Source organism: Paraburkholderia graminis C4D1M, from assembly GCF_000172415.1.
GTDB classification, from domain to species: Bacteria; Pseudomonadota; Gammaproteobacteria; order Burkholderiales; family Burkholderiaceae; genus Paraburkholderia; species Paraburkholderia graminis.
Map to the genome: position 1 here is coordinate 42,314 of NZ_ABLD01000020.1, position 19,780 is coordinate 62,093.

Annotated in this window: 17 protein-coding genes; 5 read left to right on the forward strand and 12 right to left on the reverse strand. The window is 62.6% G+C overall.

Features of this window, described 5'->3' with window-relative positions; genetic code table 11:
* Positions 1–150: 150 nt before the first annotated feature.
* Positions 151–525 carry a winged helix-turn-helix transcriptional regulator gene (locus BGRAMDRAFT_RS24820; protein ID WP_006051622.1) on the reverse strand — a complete coding sequence of 125 codons (375 nt, stop codon included), beginning with the start codon at positions 523–525 and terminating at the stop codon, positions 151–153.
* Here BGRAMDRAFT_RS24820 and BGRAMDRAFT_RS24825 point away from each other — a divergent pair.
* Positions 416–1,384 carry an NADPH-dependent F420 reductase gene (locus BGRAMDRAFT_RS24825; RefSeq protein WP_409372894.1) on the forward strand — a complete coding sequence of 323 codons (969 nt, stop codon included), beginning with the start codon at positions 416–418 and terminating at the stop codon, positions 1,382–1,384. The genes BGRAMDRAFT_RS24820 and BGRAMDRAFT_RS24825 overlap by 110 nt on opposite strands.
* 36 nt (positions 1,385–1,420) lie before the next feature.
* On the opposite strand, the gene BGRAMDRAFT_RS24830 is transcribed toward BGRAMDRAFT_RS24825, so the two are convergent.
* Positions 1,421–2,776, reverse strand: coding sequence for an LLM class flavin-dependent oxidoreductase (locus BGRAMDRAFT_RS24830; protein WP_006051624.1), 1,356 nt, complete (start codon positions 2,774–2,776; stop codon positions 1,421–1,423).
* Between the two features lie 131 nt (positions 2,777–2,907).
* The gene (locus BGRAMDRAFT_RS24835; protein ID WP_006051625.1) at positions 2,908–4,497 is read right to left on the reverse strand and encodes an ABC transporter substrate-binding protein; all 1,590 of its coding nucleotides are present in this window, start codon (positions 4,495–4,497) and stop codon (positions 2,908–2,910) included.
* A gap of 482 nt (positions 4,498–4,979) precedes the next feature.
* Here BGRAMDRAFT_RS24835 and BGRAMDRAFT_RS35065 point away from each other — a divergent pair, with 482 nt between their 5' ends.
* The 4 genes from BGRAMDRAFT_RS35065 to BGRAMDRAFT_RS24850 all read left to right on the forward strand — a co-directional run bounded on the left by BGRAMDRAFT_RS35065 (position 4,980) and on the right by BGRAMDRAFT_RS24850 (position 9,366).
* Positions 4,980–5,123, forward strand: coding sequence for a hypothetical protein (locus BGRAMDRAFT_RS35065; protein WP_006051627.1), 144 nt, complete (start codon positions 4,980–4,982; stop codon positions 5,121–5,123).
* Positions 5,124–5,249: 126 nt separating this feature from the next.
* Positions 5,250–6,458 (forward strand): LLM class flavin-dependent oxidoreductase, encoded by a 1,209-nt coding sequence (locus tag BGRAMDRAFT_RS24840; RefSeq protein WP_006051628.1) that lies wholly within the window; start codon positions 5,250–5,252, stop codon positions 6,456–6,458.
* A 223-nt stretch (positions 6,459–6,681) separates the two neighbouring features.
* Entirely contained in the window at positions 6,682–8,307 is a 1,626-nt protein-coding gene (locus BGRAMDRAFT_RS24845) for an ABC transporter substrate-binding protein (RefSeq protein ID WP_006051629.1), read from the forward strand.
* A gap of 36 nt (positions 8,308–8,343) precedes the next feature.
* Positions 8,344–9,366: an aldo/keto reductase gene (locus BGRAMDRAFT_RS24850; RefSeq protein ID WP_006051630.1), complete on the forward strand. Its 1,023-nt coding sequence runs from the start codon at positions 8,344–8,346 to the stop codon at positions 9,364–9,366.
* Positions 9,367–9,481: 115 nt separating this feature from the next.
* On the opposite strand, the gene BGRAMDRAFT_RS24855 is transcribed toward BGRAMDRAFT_RS24850, so the two are convergent.
* From BGRAMDRAFT_RS24855 to BGRAMDRAFT_RS24895, 9 genes are all read right to left on the reverse strand, one after another.
* Positions 9,482–11,224, reverse strand: coding sequence for an ABC transporter ATP-binding protein (locus BGRAMDRAFT_RS24855; RefSeq protein ID WP_006051631.1), 1,743 nt, complete (start codon positions 11,222–11,224; stop codon positions 9,482–9,484).
* A gap of 2 nt (positions 11,225–11,226) precedes the next feature.
* Entirely contained in the window at positions 11,227–12,204 is a 978-nt protein-coding gene (locus BGRAMDRAFT_RS24860) for an ABC transporter permease (protein ID WP_006051632.1), read from the reverse strand.
* A 58-nt stretch (positions 12,205–12,262) separates the two neighbouring features.
* Positions 12,263–13,243, reverse strand: coding sequence for an ABC transporter permease (locus BGRAMDRAFT_RS24865; RefSeq protein WP_006051633.1), 981 nt, complete (start codon positions 13,241–13,243; stop codon positions 12,263–12,265).
* Between the two features lie 13 nt (positions 13,244–13,256).
* Positions 13,257–14,855 (reverse strand): ABC transporter substrate-binding protein, encoded by a 1,599-nt coding sequence (locus BGRAMDRAFT_RS24870; RefSeq protein ID WP_006051634.1) that lies wholly within the window; start codon positions 14,853–14,855, stop codon positions 13,257–13,259.
* Positions 14,856–15,140: 285 nt separating this feature from the next.
* Entirely contained in the window at positions 15,141–15,488 is a 348-nt protein-coding gene (locus BGRAMDRAFT_RS24875; RefSeq protein WP_006051635.1) for a DUF3088 domain-containing protein, read from the reverse strand.
* A gap of 44 nt (positions 15,489–15,532) precedes the next feature.
* A complete protein-coding gene (locus BGRAMDRAFT_RS24880; RefSeq protein ID WP_006051636.1) occupies positions 15,533–16,750 on the reverse strand; it encodes an acyl-CoA dehydrogenase family protein in 1,218 nt (405 codons plus the stop codon).
* Positions 16,751–17,055: 305 nt separating this feature from the next.
* Positions 17,056–18,150, reverse strand: coding sequence for an extracellular catalytic domain type 1 short-chain-length polyhydroxyalkanoate depolymerase (locus BGRAMDRAFT_RS24885; protein WP_006051637.1), 1,095 nt, complete (start codon positions 18,148–18,150; stop codon positions 17,056–17,058).
* A 40-nt stretch (positions 18,151–18,190) separates the two neighbouring features.
* Positions 18,191–18,616, reverse strand: a complete 426-nt coding sequence (locus BGRAMDRAFT_RS24890; protein WP_006051638.1) for a CopG family transcriptional regulator — start codon at positions 18,614–18,616, stop codon at positions 18,191–18,193.
* A 332-nt stretch (positions 18,617–18,948) separates the two neighbouring features.
* A complete protein-coding gene (locus tag BGRAMDRAFT_RS24895) occupies positions 18,949–19,752 on the reverse strand; it encodes a transglutaminase-like domain-containing protein (protein WP_006051639.1) in 804 nt (267 codons plus the stop codon).
* Positions 19,753–19,780 lie beyond the last annotated feature (28 nt).

Consider the following 19,780-nt stretch of genomic DNA (forward strand, 5'->3'; position numbering starts at 1 on the left):
GGTCCTGGACCCCTTGCTTGCCGACCCAGGTTACCGACGGCGACGGGATCAGTTACGTCGGGAACGGCGACTCGTAGTCCTTGCACTTTGCCCGAGGTATCAGCGAGCCGCACGCCGCGCCGCGCGGTCGAGCCGCCGCCGGCCTCTTTCTCAGTAGCCGTCACCTCCGGCACGTCTGCGCCTCATCTCGGCCCACTCGATTAACGCCTGCATCGACGGCCCGAGCGCATATCCCATATCGCAAAGTTCGTACTCTACCTTCGGCGGCACTTGGGGATACACCGTTCGCCGCACGATGCCGTCTTTCTCCAGCTGCTTGAGCTGCTGAATCAGCATTTTCTGGTTGATGCCGTCAATCAGCTTCTCCAGATCGGAGAAACGCAGCGGGCCTTTTGCGGCAAACAACTGGCAAATGATGACGATCTTCCACTTGCCCTCCAGAACCCGGAGGGCCTCTGTCGTCGCCTCGGCCCATTCAAGCCGCTTCTTGGGATCTTCGCAGTTCCATTCACGCTCTTCAGACACAAACACCTCGGTACGCTACTTACTTTTTAGTCGGTACTTATCATTACAACATAAGCCAGCTAAAGTGGGCGCCACGTGCAATATCGAGGATACAGCTATGAAAATCGGGATCGTCGGAACAGGAAACATTGGCGCGTCTCTCGCCCGCAAGTTGAGCGCGGCAGGCCATGAAGTCCGCGTCGCGAACTCTCGCGGGGCGGATGGTGTTCGACAGTTCGCCGACGAGATCGGCGCGCAAGCCGTGGATGTTCGCGGCGCGGTCGAGGGCGCGGAAGTCATCATCCTGTCGATTCCGCTGCCCGCCATACAGGCGCTTCCTGCGGATTTGTTCGATTCAGTAGCGGCTGACGCGATCGTCGTCGACACCGGCAACTACTACCCGGACATGCGCGACCCGCACATTCTGGAAATCGACGAAGGAATGCCCGAAAGCGTGTGGGTGTCCCGGCAGATCGGGCACCCTGTCATCAAGGCATTCAACAACGTGCTGGCCTACACGCTCGCCGAGTTGGGCCAGCCGCAGGGGACGCCTGGCCGCCTCGCCGTCGCCGTGGCAGGGGATGACCTGCGCTCCAGGGAAATCGTGATGGAGCTGGTGAATCAGACGGGCTTCGATCCGGTCGATGCGGGCTCGCTCGCAGAATCCTGGCGCCAGCAGCCATCAACTCCTGCGTATTGCTGCGACTACGATGCGGATGCCATGCGCAAGGCGCTGGCTGCGGCCGCTCCTGGAATTGCGCCCAGGATACGCGACCGGCTGCCGGAGGTTTTCGCCAGCCTCGGCCCGAATCCCACCCACGCCGATATTGTCGCGGCAAACCGTGCAACCAACATCGTTGCAGGCAAACCAGCGTCGTGAGCGGGCTAGTTGTAGCGCCGCGCTTCATCTAACGCCTCAAGCTACGGTAGCTTCGCGCTGATACCGCGACACCGGCCGCCGCAGGCCCAGGTTCTCGCGCAACGTCGCACCTTCGTATTCCGTGCGGAAGAGGCCTCTGCGCCGCAATTCCGGCAATACCAGTCGGATGAAGTCGTCGAGGCCGTCCGGCAACAGCGCCGGCATTACGTTGAAGCCGTCTGCACCATAGTTGACGAAGCGTTCCTCGAGCGCATCGGCGATATGCTTCGGGGTACCGATTAGTTGCCAATGCCCGCGTGCGCCGGCGACGCGCAGATACAAATCGCGGATCGTCAGTTTCTCGCGCCGCGCCAGTTCGAGCGTCAACGACTGCCGGCTCTTGCTTGCATTGGTCTCAGGCAATTCGGGAATCGGCCCGTCGAGCGGATAGCCCGACAGATCGAAGCCGCCCGTAAGCCCGGACACCAATGCAAGTCCGACCGCCGGATCGATCAGCGCCTGTAGCGCGGCGAACTTGTCCTGCGCTTCCTGCTCGGTCGCGCCGACAATCGGCATCACGCCGGGCATGATCTTCAGATCGTCCGGGTCGCGTCCGTACTGCGCGAGGCGGCCCTTCACGTCCGCGTAGAACGCAACGGCGTCGTCCAGCGTTTGCTGCGCGGTGAAGATCACTTCGGCGGTACGCGCCGCGAGCGCCTTGCCTGCTTCCGAGGAACCCGCCTGCACGACGACCGGCCTCCCCTGAGGCGAGCGTTCGACATTCAGCGGCCCGCGCACGTTGAAGAATTCGCCGCGATGGTCGAGCACATGACGCTTTGCCGGATCGAAATAACGCCCGGCCGCTTTGTCTCGCACGAACGCGCCTTCATCCCAGCTGTCCCACAGCCCCTCGACCACTTCCGCAAATTCCACCGCGCGCTCGTAGCGGCGCGCGTGAGCGAGATGTTCGTCGAAGCCAAAATTCTTCGCCTCGTGTGCATTCGACGACGTGACGAGGTTCCAGCCCGCTCGCCCGCCGCTAATGTGATCGAGCGACGCAAACTTGCGGGCAATGTGATACGGCTCGTTGAAGGTCGTCGACGCCGTGCCCACAAGGCCGATTCGCTCCGTGACCGCAGCCAATGCCGAGAGCAAGGTGAGCGGCTCGAACTGCGCGACGTAGCTGTGCGCTGTGCGGCTCAGGAAGTCGACGTTGTCGCCACGCGTTCCCGAGCCGTCCGCGAGGAAGACCAGATCGAACCTTGCTGCTTCGGCGGCTTGCGCAAGCCGGACGTAGTGCCGAAAGTCGCGTCCCGCATCCGCGTGACTGCCCGGATGACGCCACGCGGCGATGTGATGCCCGGTCGGATAGAGAAACGCGCCGAGGTGCAGTTGTCCTTTTCGTTGGCTCATGGTGTGTGCGAAGTGTGCTTCGGATGGCGAGCGCGCGATGCTGCCGGTCGCGTGCGCCAGCGCTGTGCGTTGGCGGGATGCGCGAGACCGGCATGCACGGCGCGTTCAGTTCGGATCGGCAGCCAGGCGATTCAGCGTTCGATATACAGGTCGGCGAAATTGCCGCGTATGCCCTCGCCGCCCGGCGCATAGTTCTTCACTTTCCTGGACGAAATCGTGATGTTCGGATTTGCACCGAACTCGACGGACGGAATATCGTCGTGCACGATCTGCTGAAACTGCATGAAGAGCTGGCGGCGCTGGGCATCGTCGGTAGCGACGGAGGCTGCCTCGAGCAATCGGTCTACTTCCGGATTGGAGTAGTGCGCGGCGTTCGAGAACGGCAGACCGATCTTGAAGTTCTTCGACCAGAACACTCGCTGAACTCCGACGGTCGGATCGAAGGTGTTCGAAAGCGCTTCTAGCGTGATGTCGAATGCGCGATCGGTGTACGCCCGCTTCACGTACGTGGCGAAGTCGTAACTTTCGATCTCGCCGTCGATCCCGATTCGCGCCAGCGATTGCCGGACGAAATCCGCCGCACGCGGGTCCTGGAACGGGTTGTACAGCAGCCGCAAGCCGAAGCGCTTGCCATCGGGTCCGCGCTTATAACCCGCTGCATCGAGGGCCGCGTTCGCCTGCGCGACGTCGTACGGAAAGTAGTGAATGTCGGCGTTGTGATACTTCGCGTTCGCCGTACCGATCGCGGCGGCCGACACCTGACCATATCCATACCAGACCACACGGTTCAGCGCATTGACGTCGAGCGCCTGCGAGATCGCCTTGCGGACCGCCTTGTCTTTCAGAACGGGCGTATCCAGGTTGAAAATCAACTGCTGATGATTGCTGTTGTACGCCCAGTTCGTCGTATCGACATTGAAGTTCGACAGCGCGCTAAAGCGCTTCACATCCGATAGCGGGATGGCCTGGTCGCCGAGATTGGCGGCGCCCGACTCCAACGCCGCGGCGCGCGCCGCGCCATCCGGCAAAAACCGCACGACGATCCTGTCGACGTAAGGCTTCGGCTTGTCCCAATAGTCGGGGTTGCGTTCGAGCACGATGTTGCTGCCGTGCACGAACGACTTGAATACAAACGGACCCGTGCCGACCGGGGCGCTGTTGTATGGGCTCGCCGCGATGTCGGTGCCCTCGTACAGGTGCCTCGGAATGATCGGCGACTCGGTGCCCGCGAGCGCCGTCAACAGAAACGGCGCGGGCCTGGAAAGCTCGATGACTGCGGTGTAAGGGTCCGGCGTTTTCACGTCGGTCACGTTGGCAAACGTGCTTCGCCCCCGCGGATGCACCTGCTTTAACGTCAGGATCGAAAATGCAACGTCGGCGGACGTGAAGGGCTTGCCGTCATGCCACTTCACACCGCGACGCAGATTGAACCGGTATTGCAGTCCGTCCGTGCTGACTACCCAGGAAGTGGCGAGCAGCGGCTTCGGGTTGAGGTTCCTGTCATACGTCAGAAGGCCCTCCACCACCTTGGGGCCGATCTCCGCATTGCCCCCGGCCGTCGTAGTGAGAGGAACAATGGAAGCCGGCTCGGGCGTCACGAGCCAGGTCAGCGTTCCACCGTGGTCGGGCGCGGCGCTCGCGCCCGCAGGCACGATCCCGATGAATGCGCTCGCCAGTAGCGCGACGAGCCGGATCGCGCGTGCCCTGTGTGTCGGTTTCATTGTGGTCCTCTTGTTGTCTTTTCGTTGTCGTTGTTGTCGCTTTGTTGTCGTTTCATTGGGCTGGCGCGGCTGCGTGCTGCGGCGCTATTGGGTGCGACTCTCGCGCCTTGAGCCGGTTGGACTTGAGATCCGGATCGTTGCGCGCGGCTTCGCGTTTCGCAAGCCAGGCAGCGCGCTTTTGCACGAGATACTCGTTGAGCGTCGTCATGTATGAGCGGTTGAAATGATGGGTGACTGGACAAGGCTAATACGCTGCACAGCATAGCCAGCCACTCCACATGAGCGAACCAAGCGATTCTTCTTTGCTTACGCTTTTGCGTTATTTCCCGCGCTGCCCAATTGCATGAGCAGATAAGGATAGAAATTATTGTTCGTTGTCCGATGTGTTGAGTTGCCGGTAAGTTTTGATGGCTCCGGTGCGCCTGCCCGAATGCGACGCCCGACCCTGAACTTCGTCTGTCACAGCATCGGATATGTCCGTCATGACCGGTTTTTTCGCGCCATTGGCGCTCATCCGCAACACCGACCGGGTCCACACGGTGCATGACCCGGTGCGCTGGAAGTACGCGGCGATCGGCGACTTCTATCCGAATGGTGTGCGGCCGCCCGCGACCGGCAAAACCTGACGCGCTGCGCCCAGGCATGCGCTTAGGCTGCATCGCCGTTGATCGCGCCGCCATCCGGCCGAAGAGCGAGACCTGACACGCGCCACGCCGAACCGAACCGCCACGTTCTCTACACCGATTATCGCCATGACCGACACCCTTCTCGCCGCCGCACCGCAAGCATTAGGACAAGCGCCGGATGCCACGCCTTTCGTGCCGGTGCGCTCGCCCGCCGACTTCCCTGCCAGTCCCGTTGCACGCGCGCTCGAACAGCCGCTGCTGCTCGGGCTCTTCCTGCCAATTCAGGCGGGCGGCTGGAGCGCGTCGACGCTGCCGCGCACCACCGACTGGAACTTCGACTACAACCTCGCGCTGGTGCAGAGAGCCGAGAGCCTCGGTTTCGATCTCGCCTTCGCACTCTCGCAGTGGCTCCCGAAAGGCGGTTACGGCGGCGTGTTCAACGGCGAGGCGCTCGACTCCTTCATGTCACTCGCGGCCATGACCGCGTGCACCGAAAAAATCATCCTGGTCGCAACCAGCCATGTGCTGTACGGGCCGTGGCATCCGCTGCATTTCGCGAAGTTCTGCGCGACGCTCGATCACATTTCGAAGGGACGCTGGGGCATCAATGTGGTCACCGGGCATCGGGCCGTCGAACACGAGATGTTCGGCTGGCATCGCATCGAGCACGATCGCCGCTATGAGCTGGCGAGCGAGTTCCTCGACGCCGTGCAACAGCTATGGGCACAGCCCGATAACTTCAGCTTTGCGCCGCCTTTGTCGAGCTGGAGGCTCGACAAGGCGTTCGTCACGCCGAAGCCGCAATACGGCCGCCCGTTGCTCGTCAATGCGACCGGCTCCGATGCGGGGATCGAGTTCGCCGCCCGCTATTCCGACGTGGTGTTCATCACGAGTCCCGCGGGCTCGGAGATCGAAGCCGCGCTCGCCGCCTTGCCCGCGCACACGGCGCGTGTGAAGGCCACTGCGGCGAAATATGGCCGCAAGATCCGCACGCTGATCAATCCCATGGTGATTTGCCGCGAAACGGCTGCCGAAGCGCTGGCCTATCGCGACGCGATCGTCGCGCATGGCGACGAAGGCAGCTTCCATCGCTTCGAGAGCGACGCGCACGCCTGGCGTGGCAATTCCGAACAGCGCAATCAGGCAGCCGCGCGCGCGGTGGGCGGCAACATTTCGATAGTCGGCTCGCCGCAGCAAATCGCCGATTACATCGTGCGGCTTCACCGGGCCGGTATCGACGGCGTGCAACTGAGCTTTTTCGATTTTCAGCCGGACCTCGAATTCTTTGGCGCACACGTGTTGCCGTTATTGCGCGAAGCCGGTCTGCGCTACTGATCCCGGACCCATCCCCCACTTTCTCTTTACTTCATGGCGAGACGCATGAGCCGACTCTGGTACACCCGCTGCCCCGCTCCGACTCCATTCGGCATTGCCGCACAGAAGGGCTGGCGTGGTGCTCTGGCGCGACGCGATGCAACGGCTTCGGCTTCCGTCTGAGGCGCCGCCATTCCGCTGCCATTGCGCTGCTATTCATCTCCTCTTTCTATCGAACCGTAAGATGCTTGCTCTCATCTCGCAGGCGGCGCCGCGTCGTCGCGGCACCTCGTTGTTGCTCAGCGCGCTAGGACTCGGCACCGCCCTGCTGATCTCGCTCTCGTCTTCATACGCAAGCGCGCAGACGCCTGTGCGCGGCGGCACCCTGAACTTCGTCGTCACGCCCGAGCCGACCGCGCTGGTGGATCTCGCCACGACCGCGACCAACGTGCTGAAGGTCAGCGCGAAAGTCGTCGAAGGACTGCTCGAATACGACTTCTCGTTGCAGCCGAAGCCGTCGCTTGCAACTTCATGGGACATCAGCGACGACAGCCGCAAGTATGTGTTCCATCTGCGGCACGGCGTGAAATGGCATGACGGCCAGCCGTTCACCTCCGCCGACGTCGCCTATTCGCTGCACACACTGCGGCAAGTGCATCCGCGCGCCAAGACCACCTTCGCGAATGTGACCGCCATTACGACGCCCGATCCGTACACGGTCGTCATCACGCTGTCGAAGCCCGCGCCGTATCTGATCAAGGCGTTCTCTTCGTCGGAGACGCCGATCGTGCCGAGGCATCTGTACGAAGGCAGCGACCCGCTGACGAATCCCGCCAACAACGCGCCGATCGGCACGGGGCCATTCCGCTTCGTCAAATGGGTGCGCGGCAGCTACATCGAATACGCCCGCAACGACGACTACTGGGACAAAGGCAAGCCGTTCCTGGACAAGATTGTCGTCAAGATCATTACCGATCCTGCGGCGCGCACCGTCGCCTTCGAAGACGGCTCGATCGATCTGAGCGGCGACACGCCGGTGCCGCTGTCCGACCTCGCGCGGCTGAAGAACAGCCCGAAGCTCGCACTCGACTCGCGCGGCTACGAGTTCCAGGCCGGCGTCACCCGCATCGAATTCAATCTGGACAATCCGGTACTGAAGAACTTGCAGGTTCGCCAGGCGATTGCATCGGCGATCGACCGTGAAGTGATCCGCAAAGTGATTTTCTACGGCTACGCCACGCCGCTTGCCAGCCCGATCATTCCGTCGAGTCCTTACTACGATCCCGCGCCCGCGCCGTATCCGTATGACGTGGAGCGCGCCAACGCGCTCCTCGATGCAGCCGGCTTTCCACGCAAGGCCGACGGCACACGCTTCGCGCTGAGGGTCGATCCGTTGCCGATCGGCGAGTTGCCCGCTCGCACCGCTGCCTACGTGAAGTCGGCGCTCGCCAGAGTCGGCATTGCGGTCACCGTGCGCAGCCAGGACCTGCCCGCGTATCTGAAGCGGATCTACACCGACCGCGACTTCGATTTTTCGATCAACGGCATGAGCAATCTGTTCGATCCGGTGGTCGGCGTCGCGCGCCTCTACACGACCGGCAACTTCCGGCGCGGCGTGCCGTTCACGAACGGCTCGCACTACAGCAATCCGCAGATCGATCGACTGTTCGCACAGGCGGCCGAAGAAACGGACGAGGCGAAGCGCAAGCAACTGTTCTCGCAGATCCAGCAGATTCTGGAGCGCGACCTGCCCGACCTGAATCTCGTCGCTCCGCGATATCTCACCGTGTATTCACGCGCGGTTCACAACCATACGACTGGCCCGGACGGGGTCTCGGCAAGTTTCGCCGACGTCTGGCTGCAACGTTGAAACGATCCCCACTCACTCTGACGGAACTGTACTCACATGGAATATAGACAACTCGGCCGCAGCGGCATCAAGGTTTCCGCACTCACGCTCGGCACGATGATGTTCGGCGGCCCGACCGACGAAGCGACCTCCGCGCGCATCGTCGGAGAGGCGCTGGAGCAAGGCGTCAATTCGATCGACACCGCGGACGTCTACGGCAAGGGAGAATCGGAGCGCGTAGTGGGCCGCGCGATCGCCGCGCAGCGCGAGCGCTGGGTGCTCGCCACCAAATTCGCCAACCCGCTCGACGAACGCGACGTGAACGCCCGAGGCGCGTCGCGCAAACACATCCAACGCGCAGTCGAAGCGAGCCTCACGCGCCTCGGCACCGACTATATCGACGTGCTGTACCTGCATCGCGAGGATCATTGGACGCCCGTGGAAGAATCCGTGCGTGCGCTCAACGATCTGATCCGCGCCGGCAAGCTGCGCTACTACGGGCTGTCGAATCATCGGGCGTGGAAGATCGCGGAATTCGCGCATACGGCGCAGGCCCTCGGGCTCGACGCGCCTGTCGCGAGTCAGCCGCTCTACAACATCGCCAACCGCCAGGCCGAAGCCGAACAGCTGACGGCGGCGCACCGCTACGGTCTCGGCGTGATTTCGTACAGTCCGCTCGCCCGTGGCGTGCTGACCGGTAAGTACGAACCCGGCGCGGCCCCTCGCGCCGACACGCGCGCGGGCCGCAGCGACAGGCGTCTGCATCAGACCGAGTGGCGGCCGGAATCCATCGAACTGGCCCGCCGAGTCGGTGAGCATGCGCAGGCGCGCGGACTGTCGGCGGGTCAATTCGCGCTTGCGTGGGTGCTCAATAGCCGCTACATCAGCTCGACCATTGCCGGACCGCGCACCGAGGCGCAGTGGCAGGACTATTTACCCGCGCTCGCCTACCGCTTAAGCGCGGAAGACGAAGCATTCGTCGATTCGCTCGTTACCACGGGCCATCCATCGACGCCGGGTTTCAACGATCCGGGGCATCCGTTCTTCGGGCGCCTCGTTCGTCATGGCGACACAACGTAAGACGGCAACCGGATTCGAGTGGACATGACCGGGCACGACGTGATCGCCGATCAAGCCGGCATCGAGCTCGTTCCGTTGGAATCGACACGGGCGCCAGTGATTCGAGGCACCCGCCTCACGCGGCCCGCGCGTCCTCGGACTTGCGGCCCGGTACTGCGTCGAGCAACGTGCGGGTGTACGGATGCTGCGGCGCACGCCAGATCTCGCGATGGTCGCCGCTTTCGACAATCCGTCCGGCCTGCATCACATGCACCCGGTCGGCGATATAGCGCACCACCGACAGATCGTGCGAGATGAACAGATACGCAAGTCCGAGATCGCGTTTCAGGTCGACGAGGAGGTTGAGAACCTGCGCCTGAATCGACACGTCGAGCGCGGACACCGGTTCGTCGCAGATCAGAAGATCGGGCTCCAGCACGAGCGCGCGTGCAATGCCGATGCGTTGCCGCTGGCCACCGGAAAACTCATGCGGAAAGCGCTGCTGCGCGCTGCCCGGCAAGCCCACTCGGTCGAGTATTGCCGCAATGCGCGTGCGGCGTCGCCGTGCATCGCTCACACCATTGACCACCAGAACGGTGTCGAGGATTTCGCCGACAGTACGCCGCGGATTGAGCGACGCATACGGGTCCTGAAACACCATCTGCACGTGGCGGCGCAAAGGCCGCAACTCGCGCTCGCGAAGCGGCACGAGATCGGTGCCCCGTAAGCGGATCTGGCCGCCCGAGGCCGGCACGAGCCGCAGAATGGCTTTCGACAGCGTCGACTTTCCACAACCCGACTCGCCGACCAGACCCACCGTTTCGCCGGGTGCGATCTGGAGGGACACGCCATCCACTGCACGCAGCATCGTCTTGCCATGACGCTGCGGATAGTCGATCCGGACGTCGTGCAACGAGAGCAACGGCGCGTCGACGCTTGCGGCGTTGTCCGCCTCCCGCCGCGCGTCGTCTTCGCTCGAGTACGGCGCGCGCGGGATCACCGAAAAGGCTGCGCTGCCGTCGTCCGATCGAACATGACGGATCTCCGGCAATTTCCAGCCGCGATAGTGCAGATCGTCGACGAGATTCAACGACGCGCCAAGCAATCCGCGCGTGTAGGCATGTTCGGGCCGCGCGAAGAGTTGCGAAGTGGCCGCCTGCTCCACCACCCGGCCCGCCAGCATGACCGCGACGCGATCGGCGTGTTGTGCGACCACGCCCAGATCGTGCGTGATCAGCAGCAACGACATGGACAGTTCGCGTTTCAGGCCGTCCAGCAGTTCGAGAATGCGCGCCTGGATCGTGACGTCGAGCGCGGTAGTCGGTTCGTCCGCAATCAGCAGGCGCGGCCGGCATGCCACGGCCATTGCTATCATCACGCGCTGCCGTTGGCCGCCGGAAAGCTCGTGCGGATAGTCGAACACGCGCCGTTGCGGCTCGGGAATGCGCACAAGGTCGAGTAACTCCACGGCCCTCTTCCATGCCGCGGTTTTAGACAGGTTCTCGTGCTGACGCAATGTTTCGACGATCTGTGCGCCGATCGACAGAACCGGATTGAGCGAAGTCATCGGCTCCTGAAAGATCATGGAGATCTGCTGGCCGCGCACAGCGCGTATCTCTGAGGCGGACAGATCGAGCAGATCGCGGCCATCGAAACGCACGCTGCCGCTCACACGCCCCGGGCTGGGCACGAGGCGCATCAGCGATAGCGCGGTGGCCGACTTGCCGCAACCCGACTCGCCCACCAACGCGAGCGTCTCGCCCCGGGCAACCTCAAAACCGATTCCACGTACCGCTTCGTGCGCGCCGAAGCTGACGCGCAAATCGCGTACTTCGAGCAGGTTGTCGGCTTTGCTCACGCCTTGCGTCCTCGCGTTCATGGTCAGGTACGCTCCCGCAAACGCGGATTCAACGCGTCGTTCAGGCCGTCCCCGAGGAGGTTCAACGCCAACACGGCGACGACGATCGCGGTGCCCGGAACCGCCGTCAAATACCACGCCGTTCGCAACGAATCGCGCCCCGCGCCGATCATGGCGCCCCAGCTCACGACATTCGGATCGCCCATGCCGAGAAACGACAGCGACGACTCGATCAGGATCGCGCTCGCCACCATCACCGAAGCGGTCACGATCACCGGCGGCAGTGCGTTGGGCAAAATCTCGCCGAATATGATGCGCGCGTTGCCGAAGCCCTGAGTGCGCGCCGCCAGTACGAAATCGGCCTCGCGCAGCGTGCGAAACTCGGCGCGCACGATTCGCGCAACAGTAGGCCACGACGCGACGCCGATAGCGAGCGCAATCACCTCCACACTCGGCCGGCCAATCGCAACGATCACGATCACCAGCAGGAACGAAGGAATAGTCTGGAACAGCTCGGTTACACGAACCAGCACGTTGTCGACCAGACCGCCGAAGAAGCCGCCCACGGCGCCCACCAGCGTACCGATGAGCAGCCCGATACCAGCCGCCGACGCTCCGATCAGAAGCGACACGCGCGTACCGTGAGCAATGCCCGCCGCCACGTCGCGACCAAGGGAATCGGTGCCGAGCCAGTATTGCGGATCGCTGCCCGGCCATTCGAAAGGCGCGGCGACCATGTCGAGCGGATCGCCGGGAAACAGATGCGGTGCGGCGAGCGCCAGCACGATGAAGGCAGCGAGCAGGACAAGACCGCTCAACGCCGACGGATTGCCGGCGAGCGTGCGCAGCACGCCGCGTCCGCTGCGCCGTGACAATCCGGCCGCAGCGATCCGCTCACGGCGCTGGCCGAACAGCGCACCGGCCAGTTGACGCCGCCATGAAGACGATCCGGCAGACTGCTTCGGCGTCGTCGAAATGATATTGGAGGATTCGGAAGCCATTGCGTCTCTCAGGTGAATAACGGTTCTGCGACAGCGAACAGATTCAAAGGCAGCCTGCTTAGGCGATACGCGGATCGAGCCAGGCCTGCAGCAGGTCCACCAGCACGTTAGCGATAATCACCAGCAGCGAAGACAGCAGCAATACGCCGAGCAGCACGCTGAAATCGCGCGCCATCACCGCATCGAGGGCGAGACGGCCAAGGCCTGGCCAACTGAACACAGTCTCAGTGACCGCCGCGCCACCGAGCAACGTGCCGAAGTGAATGCCGACCATGGTCGTCAGCGGCATCAGTGCATTGCGCAGCACGTGACGCACCGTGACACGCCACGGGTGCAGTCCCTTGGCCTGCGCGGTGCGGACGAAATCCTGGCGCTGCACTTCGAGCATCGCCGCGCGCGTGAGCCGCGCGTAGATTGCAATGAAGAACGTCGACAGCGTCGCGGCAGGAAGCAACACGTGTTTTGCCGCATCGGCGAACCAGGCAAAGCCATGCAACTGGACGCCGAGCGTTACGTTCCCGCCGCTCGGCAGCCAGCCGAGGTGCACCGAAAACAGCACGATGGCGAGCAGTCCGATCCAGAATCCAGGCGTCGAATAGAACAGTAATGCCAGCACCGACAGCACACGATCCGGCCACCGGCCTACCCAATGCGCCATGACGGCGCCGAGCGTGACGCCGACCGCGATCGCGAACGTCAACGCCACGCCCATCAGCAGCAGCGTATTGGGCAGGCGTGACAGGATCAACTGCATGACGGGCGCGTCGTAGCGCGGCGAATAGCCGAGGCTGAAGTGCGCAAGATGAGTCAGATACGACCACAACTGATGCAGCACCGGCTGGTCGAGCCCAAACTTCGCACGCAGTACCTGCATCGTCTCCGCCGTCGCCGAGCCGGATTCGCCGGCGAGCACATCGGCGGCGTCGCCGGGCATCAGCTTCAGCAGGAAGAAGTTGAAGATCACGATGCCGATCACGGTCGGCAACACCTGCCACGCTGTCCGCCGCGCGACCGCTCCGAAACGCACACTCCGGCTCATGCTGGATCTCCTGTCACGCGCTGAGAAAGACATCCGCAAGATTGCCCTCGAGGCCCTGCGCGGAAACGGTGTGGTTGCGCACGCGCCGGTTCGCCAGCGTGATCATGCGCGGCGCCACGAGGTTCAGAATGGGCAGATCGCGATACACGATCTGCTGAAACTCCTGATAGAGCGCGACGCGCTTGCCTTCGTCGGTCTCGACGGACGCGCTTTCCAGCAGCCGGTCCACCTCGGCGTTGCTGTAATGCGGCGCATTGGAGAACGGCACGCCCGGGCGGATGTTTTTCGACCAGTACAGACGCTGCACACCGACGCTCGGATCGAACAGCGTATTCACGCCGATACTCGTGAAATCGAACTGACGGTCTGCATAAACGCGTTTCAGGAACGCGGGAAGATCCTGTGAACGCACCGTCACGTCGATACCGACGCGCGCCAATGCGGACTTCACGTAGTCAGCCTGACGGCGATACATATCGCCATAAGGCAGGAAGTCGTGCGTCAGCCGGAAGCGCACGCCGTCCTTGCGCGGATAGCCCGCCGCGTCGAGCAGTTGCTCCGCCTTTGCAATGTCGAACGCATAGGGCGAGAGCTTTGCGTCGTGATAGGGCGATCCCGGTGTGATCGGCGTCGGCGAGATGTCCGCGTAGCCATACGCGATCGTGCGCTGCACGACCTGCGGATTGATCGCATGGGCAATGGCCTGGCGAACTTTGAGGTCCCTGAGGATGGGATGATCGAGATTGAAGTCGATCTCCGACAATGGCTCGAGAAACCGGTAGCCGCGCGTCTCGGTGACGAGTTGCGGCAATTGCGAGAGGCGCGGCAGATCGGTCAACGGCACGGGGTTTTCGCCGCCCAGGTCGAGTGCGCCGGTTTCGAAAGCAGCCGAGCGCGCCGCCGCGTCCGGAATCACCTTGAACACCAGTGCGTCGATATACGGCTTGCCGGCATCCCAGTAGTCCGGATTGCGTTCATAGACGATGCTGGCGCCGCGTGTCCATGACTTGAAGCGGAACGGCCCTGTGCCGATCGGCGCGCTGTTGTGCGGGTTCGTCAACGGATCGCCGCTCGCGTACAGATGCCTGGGCACGATGGGAGATTCGCCTGCGGACAGCGCCTTCAGCAGGAACGGTGCGGGCTTCGACAATTCGATGATCGCGGTGCGGGCATCCGGCGTGACGACGCGTGTCACATTGGCGAAGGTGCTGCGACCGCGTGGGTGCACCGCCTTGAGCAGCTCGATTGAAAACGCAACGTCTGCCGACGTAAAGGGCTGACCGTCGTGCCATTTCACGTTCTGACGCAACGTGAAGCTGTATTGAAGACCGTCGCGACTCACTGCCCACGCAGTCGCAAGTTGCGGCTTCGGTCGCAGATCGAAGTCGTAAGCCAGCAGGCCTTCGAGTACCTTCGAACTGGCGACGAGCGCGGGGCCGGTCGTCTGAAAGATCGAGACGAGGACCGGCGGCTCAGGGTTGATCAGCATGTTCAACGTGCCGCCCCTTCTCGGCGCGACGTTGCCGCTCTGCGCGAGTGCCCATGCAGGCATGCCGGCTGACAGCGTTGCGGCCGTCGAGATCAGAAACTCGCGTCGGTTAAGTCCCGCCATTTGATGCAGATCCTTTTTGTCGATGCGCTGCCTCCGGTTCGAGGGCCTATTCCATCGCCGGCCATGCAGCAACGCACACGATAAAGCCGCTGCCGCGCCAAAAGAACCAACGGTTGCGCATAAGCAAAGCACGACACCGACGATAGAACCAGGCGCGCCTCCGGGAGTTTTCTCATCTGCGCGGCGACTTCTGTCGTTAACGCTTCCCCTTTTTTCGACCGCACAAAGCAAGGCGGGCGCGGCGACCACCTGGTCATCCGCGCCCGCATTTCAACGCCGTTGTATTCAATGCACCTTGGGAAAACCGTGACGTTCTGCGAGCAGGTCCAGAATGCGGCGAGTATCGGTCACGAAGCGCTTGTCGCCCAGCACCTGTGCATCGGCAGGCGCGGGTTGTTCGTCGCCGAAAATCAGCACAGGCAGCCCCTGGTGGTCAGCGTCGAGCGCCGCGACCACTTCAGCGCGCGGACGCGCAAACGCCACCCTGCGAATGTCGAGGCGCGCGTTGCGCGGCGCATCGCTCGCGAGCAGTCCTTCAATGGGCGCGCCCGCCGGACAGATGAAGCGCTCGCCCGGGTACTTCGGGTCGGTGAAGCCCGGTTCCAGCAATAGCAGCAAGTCTCGTCGGCTCATGGTGTTCCGTGACGGCAAGTGGATAAAAACGAGGCACGGCCGCGCTAGAACACGCGACCTTCGGTGAGATGCGTTGTCACGCCGTTCAATTCGTAGTCGCCGATCACTCGCGCTTTGTGAAGCAGCGGATTGTGGCTGAATATGGTGCGTAGATTGCGCCAGTGGCGATCGAAGTTGTGTGAGCGCGCAGTCGCCGACGCACCACCGATTTCGAACAGCCGCTCGGCCGTATGCAGCGCGAGTTTGCTGACGACGAGCTGGGTCTTCGCGGTTGCAAGCGCGCCTTCCAGCACCAGTTCTTCGGCGTTCGCCGCGCCGTTGCGGATCGCATTCGCCGAGCGATCCAGCGTGCGTGCATTCTGCTGCACGAGCGCGTCGATCGAGTGGCTGTGCGCCGCAATGTCGCCCACCACCTGCTGCACGAAGCCATCTTCGCGCGAAGATGGAGCGGGACTGTGAAGCACCGGACGGCCATGCTGCACGACGTAGCGTCGCGCGTCGGCGAGAATATTGCGCACAATTCCCGCAGCGACGGCAACGAGATGCAACTGTCGCAACGCACCACCGTGCCGACCTGGGAGAGTCCCGTAACCGCGTGCGGAGATCTCGTGCGCAAAGACCTGCACATTGTCGAGCAGAAGACTGCCGCTCGCCGTCATGCGCTGTCCCATGCCATCCCAATCGTCGACGACCTGAAGGCCTTCACGCGATACCGGCACAATGAACGATACGTTTTCGCCGTTCTCGTCCTGCACGTTGATCCGCGCATAGTCCGCGAACGCCGTACCGGTCGAGTAATACTTCTTGCCGGTCACGCGGAAATGCTCGCCGTCGCGCACGAGCCTCGTGACAATTTCGCCGGGCCGCGATGTGCCCAGTTCCGTCGATGCCCCGCCGAAAATCGCGCCTTGCCTTACCCGTTCGATCTGCGTGTCGTTGAACGACGAACGCGGCGACAGCAACAGTTGCTCAGTCTGATCGTAGTGAATCCGTAGAGCGTGCGCGACGTTCGACTCGTGAGCTGCCAAAGTACTCACGACATGAAAGAGATCTTCGAGCGATCCGCCAAGGCCGCCCCACTCGACTGGAAATCGCAGCACACCCAGCCCCGATGCACGAAATAGCGCGAAGCGGTCCAGCGGCAATTCGCGCCGCAGTTCGCGCCCGGCCGCATCTTCTCCGATTGCCTGCGCGAGCGCGGGCAATGCTGCAAGCGCACTTTCGAGTTTCGAGCGTTTAATGGTGTCCTGAGACGCCTGCATAGACTGGTTTCCTTTTGCTACCGCACACATCTTGAGATGGCCACGGCGGAAAGCCGCGCCACCATCGTTGACGAATTCACGCCGTATACGTGGGTTCGACGCAGCAGTATAGGTGCGCAGCTTTCGAGACAGAACCAGCGAATCAAGCTATGAATATGCACGATTCCGAAATGCGAATCGCCGATAAGGATTGGTGAATTTGTTATTGGTGGCCAGGCATCGAGTTCGTATTCGATGCCGGTCAGCGCGCGAGGCGCTCGACTCTTTCATGTCGCTGCGCCACTGCCGATTGCGAGTAGCGCGGCTTACCCGCGTCGCGGATGGTCAAGAAAGAAGCGAAGCATTTCCGCACTTGCGTCCGGCCCGGCAGGGTCCGTGTAACTGCCTCCTGCGTTCCCGCCTGCCCACGCGTGCCCGGCGCCATGAATGGTCCATAGTTCTGCGTCGATGCTATCGGCGGAATGCAGTCGGCAGACAGTGCAGGCGCGCCGGCCCTGGTAGATCCGGTGCCCTTCGCTAGGGTCGTCAGGCCGTGCAGCGAAGCCATGCAGAAGCCGGGTCGCATTCGCGATGTTGACTGTGGCATCGGCGTCACCGTGAAAGACGATGACGGGCCGTTTCGGCGACAAGCGCTCATTTTCTGGCGTGTGCCGTGCCCCACGCGGACGTTTGCCCCCTTTCATCGCCGCCAGCGCCGATGGCAGATCGTGCGCGCACCCTGCCGGAAGACCGGAATGAACGCCGGCCGCGGCGTACAGTTCGGGGTATTCGGCGATCATGATCGCCGCCATTGCGCCCCCCGCAGACATGCCCGCGACATACACGCGCGTGGGATCGACGCTGTGAGTGGAGATGATTTCGCGCGTGATGCCAGCAATCAACGACGGCTCCCCGCGATCGCGCTGCTGATCATCCGGTTTGAACCAGTTCCAGCACTTTGACGGATTCGCCTGCGGCGGTTGCACCGGATAAGCAACGAGAAACCGATGCCGATCGGCAAGCGCATTCATTTGTGTGCCTGCTGCGAAGTCGTCGGCGTCCTGCGTGCATCCGTGCAGCATCACCAGTAATGGCAACGGTTCGCCCACGGCCCCCGCTGGCACATACAGCCGATACTGACGGCGACCGGCGGCGTTCGCATACGCATGCGTGCCGAAATATCCGCGGTCTTCCACGTCAATACAGTCTTCTCGTGCGCCACGCGCCGCAGTCTCACTTACGTTTGCAGGAGCGAAATCCGCGGACACTGGGCCGTTTTCTCGTCGTGCCGAGTTATTCGGTGTGCCGATGTCGCCTCGCAGCGCGCGTTGTATCGCTTCTGTCGCTTCTGCAACGCCGCGTGTACGCAGCAAGGTCATCGCATCGTGCATCGAGTTCAAAAAGCCTTCGTTGAGTTTCATTAATTTCCCACTTTCTGATGTTGGCTTCGGCCTCAGGCGGCTAGAGAATTCTGCCGGCGAGCGCCGCCTTGACGGCAGGCGAAGCGTGAAAGGCACCCAGCACGACGACGCTTTCGATAGTCGCCAGCGCGAGTTCCGGGGAAACGTCGGCAGCAATAGTGGCCAACCCAAGGACCTGAATATTCAGACGCTCGTGCGCGGCCTGGATCGCCTCCAGATCTTGTCTGGAAAAACGCTGCAGCCCGAGCACCAGCGAACGACGCGCAACCGTTTCCCGCACGACCCCCGCATGCAGCGCGAGCTGGTTGCGGATTGCCGTTCGGATCAGGTCCGTCCGGTTCGAATAAAAGCCTTCCTCGACGAGCAGATCGATCTGCCCGAGGTCAACGGGGCCGAGGTTGATCGTGATTTTTTCCGACTCGCCGCCTGCCGGGCGCGGCGTTACGACAGCAGACTGTTTTTTCATTTTTCCATCCGTACACCATCCAACGGGATGGTTATACGCGGGTTTGCCGGAGGGCGCAACGCATAAAAAGCGGGCCAGAGGCGATGGGCGGAACGTCGTTGTGCACCGGACGGCGAAGGGTTTGCCGGGGAAATAAACAGCAGCCGGTACGGCGGCATGGCTACCGCGTGAGCGTGAGGTGTGGCCCGCCGCCTGCAGCCGGCGAGCACGCGAGATGGCTCTGGCCCGAGCACCAGAAAGTCGAAGCCGCCCCTCGGATTCGGACGGCACGCGTCATTGCGGCAGACCGTAGGGGCGTCGGCCCGTCGGCTCCGCGGTCCGCCGTTGCACGCCTATTCCTGGTGACAATGCACCTTGAAGTGTCTCAGCATGGCGGGCCCGAACGCATTGCTGATGGCCACATCGGCCGCATCACGACCATATGCCATCAGAATGCGCCCAATGCGCGGTGCGTTGTTGCGAGGGTCGAACGTTTGCCAGCTGCCGCCGACGTAGGCCTGAAACCAGCCCGCGAAATCCATCGGCGCCTCTACCGGCGGCAGGCCAATGTCGCTGATATATCCGGTGCAGTAGCGCGCCGGAATATTCATCGCACGGCATAGCGTGACGCCGAGATGCGCAAAGTCCCGGCAGACGCCTGTGCGTTCGCGGTACACATCGACTGCGGTTTTGGTCGCTCGCGCGTGTCCGTAGTCAAACCGGATATGCCGGTGCACGAAATCGCAGATTGCGAGAACCGTCTCGCGGCCCGGCGGACACTGCCCAAAGATCTTCCACGCAACATCGACCAGCAGATCGGTTTCGCAGTAGCGGCTGCCCAGCAGGAAAACCAGCGTCTCGTCGGGCAACTGTTCAACCGGATCGCGCCGACCGTCGATAGGCCGCGTTTCCATCGACTCCGGCACGTTCAGCAGCGCCGTCGTGCTCAATCCAATCCGGCCGGCGGGCGCGACGATCCGGCTGCACAGGTTGCCGTAGCCATCGCGATACTGCCTGATCGGCACCGGCGGATCGGTAACAAGCACGTCCGCCACAAGAATATCCTTCGCATGCGAAGAATGCGTGTTCAACATCAGCATCATCGGCGTCGGTCCTGGACACTCGAACGACAGCTCATATCCGACGCGAAGCTTCATCGGAGCTCCTGGTTTAACTGATCGTTGG